Origin of the sequence: Spirillospora sp. NPDC046719 (genome assembly GCF_040645715.1) — a bacterium.
Taxonomy (GTDB): Bacteria; Actinomycetota; Actinomycetes; order Streptosporangiales; family Streptosporangiaceae; genus Spirillospora.
In genome coordinates, this window is record NZ_JBEYYT010000765.1 from 1 (window position 1) to 2689 (window position 2689).

A 2689-nucleotide genomic window follows, 5' to 3' on the forward strand; every position below is an offset into this window, starting at 1 on the left:
GCGCCGTCCGCGGCGGGGGCGCCGGGCCCGGCCTGCTTCCACCGCGCGCGGCGCGAGGGGTCGTTGACGAAGTCGGACGAGACCGTGCCGAGCACCCGGTCGAAGGCCGTGGGCCCGAGCAGCGGCTCCACGGCGTCGAACAGGTGCCAGCCGAGGTCGAGCAGCGCGCCGCCGCCCGCCTGCTCGCGCCGGACGAACCAGCTGCTCGCCGTGGGCACGCCGTGCGCGCGCACCCAGGACAGGTCGACGTGGCGGATGGGGCCGAGGCCGGCGGCGACGTCCAGCAGCGCCCGGACGTCGGCGCGGTACCGGGCGGCGCTGCCCGCGAGGAGCACCGCGCCGCCCGCCAGCTCGGCCTCCTCTAGCCGGTCCGCCTCGGCGACGCTGAGGCAGACCGGTTTCTCCAGGAACACCGGTACGCCCTTGGAGAGCAGCCGGGTCGCGACGGGTGCGTGCAGGTGGTTGGGGACCGCGACCACCGCCAGGTCCACGGTCGCGGGGTCGTGCTCGACGACCGTCGCGAGCGCGACCGGCGCGCCCGCCGCGGCGCGCGCGGCCGGGTCGGGGTCGACGACGGCGGTGACGGTGTGGCGCTCGTGCTCGCGCAGCCGGGGCAGCCAGATCCGCCGCCCCGCCCAGCCGAGCCCGACCAGGGCGACGCGGACGCGCGCGGGGCCGCTCATGCCGCCCTCACCGCGTCGGCCACGATCTCGGCGACCCGGTGGAGCTGCTCCTCGGTGCCGAGCAGCGTGCGGTGGTGCAGCCAGATCCCGTCGCCGGTGAGCGCGTCGGCGTTCGGGCAGCGCGCCGCCAGCTCCTCGGGCGTCGCGTCCGGCGCGCCGGTCTCCCAGAAGGCGGCCGTGCGGTAGACGGCGCGGAACACCACGAAGGCGGGCACGCCGCGCGCCACGAGCGCGTCGACGAGCGCGTCGCGGCGCTCGCCCGCCAGCTCCGGCACCCGGAACATCGCCATGTAGTGCGGCACCCGGTCGGCGCGGGCGTCCCGGCTCTGGGGCACGACGCCCGGGATCTCGGCCAGGAGCCGGGCCAGCACGGGCGCGCGCCGCTCCCGCGTGTCGATCTGCTCGTCCAGGCGGCTCAGCTGGGCGCGCAGCACCGCGGCGGAGAACTCGTTCAGGCGGAAGTTCGAGCCCGAGGTCCGGTGGTGGTAGCCGCGGTCGTCGCGCGGGCGCCCGCAGCTGTGCCGCAGGAAGCCCTCCTCGTAGGAGTCGCGGTCGGGGAAGGTGACCGCGCCGCCCTCCCCCGCCGTCATGAGCTTGCCGTTCTGGAAGCTGTAGGCCGCGATCGTGCCGAACTCCCCGACGCGGCGGCCGTTCCAGCGGGCCCCGTGCGCGTGGGCGGCGTCCTGGACGAGCGGGACGCCGCTGTCGGCGGACAGCTTGGCCAGTGCGTCCATGTCGGCGAGCTGTCCGGCGATGTGCACCGGCATGATCGCCCGGGTGCGCGGCCCGACCGCCGCCGCGGCGGCCGCCGCGTCCAGGTTGTAGGTGCCGGGGTCGATGTCCACCGGTACCGCCACCGCGCCGAGCCGCTGCACGGCCTGCGACGAGGAGATGAAGGTGAACGCCGGCACCAGGACCTCGTCGCCCTCGCCGATCCCGAGCACCTGCAGGGCCAGTTCCAGCGCGTGCGTGCCGTTCGTCACCGCGAGCGCGTGCGCGGCGCCCTCGTGCTCGGCGAACTCGCGCTCGAAGGCGTCGACCTCGCCGCCGCCCATGCGCCACCACTGGCCCTGCTCCAGCGCGCGGACCAGTCCCGCGCGTTCCCGCTCGTCGTACTGCGGCCACTCCGGCAACCCGATATCACTCATGTGCTCCGCATCCTCCGCGTCATGCGTTCCGACCGTTTCACAAACCGTCCCCAGCGGGGATTTCTTCGGCACGGTACCCAAGCGAGGAGGGCATTTCCCATCCCCTATCGCACCCCCTATATTTCCCTTGCCCGAATGTCGCACGGAGATTCTTCGCGCCAAATGCGCAGCGCATGTTATAACGGCGGACGTGCAGTTGCTTTTGCTGAACGGACCGAATCTGGGGATTCTCGGGCGCCGGGAGCCGGAGATCTACGGGACCGACACGCTGGCCGACATCGAGTCGTCCGTCCGCGCCGAGGTGGCGGCGCGCGGCTGGGAGGTGGTGCCGGTGCAGCGCGAGTCGGAGGGCGCGCTGATCGAGACGTTGCACGGCCGGTGGGACACCGTCGGCGCGATCGTGAACCCGGGCGCGCTGATGATCGCCGGCTGGGGGCTGCGGGACGCGCTGGCCGCCTATCCGCGCCCGTGGATCGAGGTGCACCTGTCGAACGTGTGGGCGCGCGAGTCGTTCCGCCACGAGTCGGTGCTGGCTCCGGTGGCCGACGGGGTGATCGTCGGGCTCGGCGCGCTCGGCTACCGGCTCGCCGCCCGCGCCCTGCTCGCACTGGTGCCGGAATGACCCGGCTCGGGATCGACGTCGGCGGGACCAAGGTCGCGTTCCGGCTGGCCGCCGCGCACCGGCCGCCGCGCGACGCCGCGTTCCGCTGGCCGGCACCGGCGGACCCCGCCGAGGACTGGGCGGCCTTGGCCGGGGAGGTGGCGCGACTGCGCGCCGGGGCGGACCCGCCGATCGCGGCCGTCGGGGTCGCGCTGCCCGCCGCCGTCGACCCCGCCGGACGCGTCACCGCCTGGCCC

General features: G+C 75.1%; 3 protein-coding genes and 1 pseudogene. 2 read left to right on the forward strand and 2 right to left on the reverse strand.

The window, feature by feature from the left end; translation table 11 throughout:
- Both ABZ914_RS49850 and ABZ914_RS49855 read right to left on the reverse strand, forming a co-directional pair.
- Positions 1-683: Gfo/Idh/MocA family protein (locus ABZ914_RS49850; protein ID WP_500201595.1), on the reverse strand; the 683-nt coding region annotated here is incomplete at its 3' end.
- Positions 680-1831: a DegT/DnrJ/EryC1/StrS family aminotransferase gene (locus tag ABZ914_RS49855; protein ID WP_500201596.1), complete on the reverse strand. Its 1152-nt coding sequence runs from the start codon at positions 1829-1831 to the stop codon at positions 680-682. The genes ABZ914_RS49850 and ABZ914_RS49855, both read right to left, overlap by 4 nt.
- A gap of 190 nt (positions 1832-2021) precedes the next feature.
- Between ABZ914_RS49855 and ABZ914_RS49860 the strand changes: the two genes are divergently transcribed.
- A complete protein-coding gene (locus ABZ914_RS49860) occupies positions 2022-2453 on the forward strand; it encodes a type II 3-dehydroquinate dehydratase (RefSeq protein ID WP_500201597.1) in 432 nt (143 codons plus the stop codon).
- Positions 2450-2689 (forward strand): annotated as a pseudogene (locus ABZ914_RS49865) (ROK family protein); the annotation flags it as partial. The gene ABZ914_RS49860 and the pseudogene ABZ914_RS49865, both read left to right, overlap by 4 nt.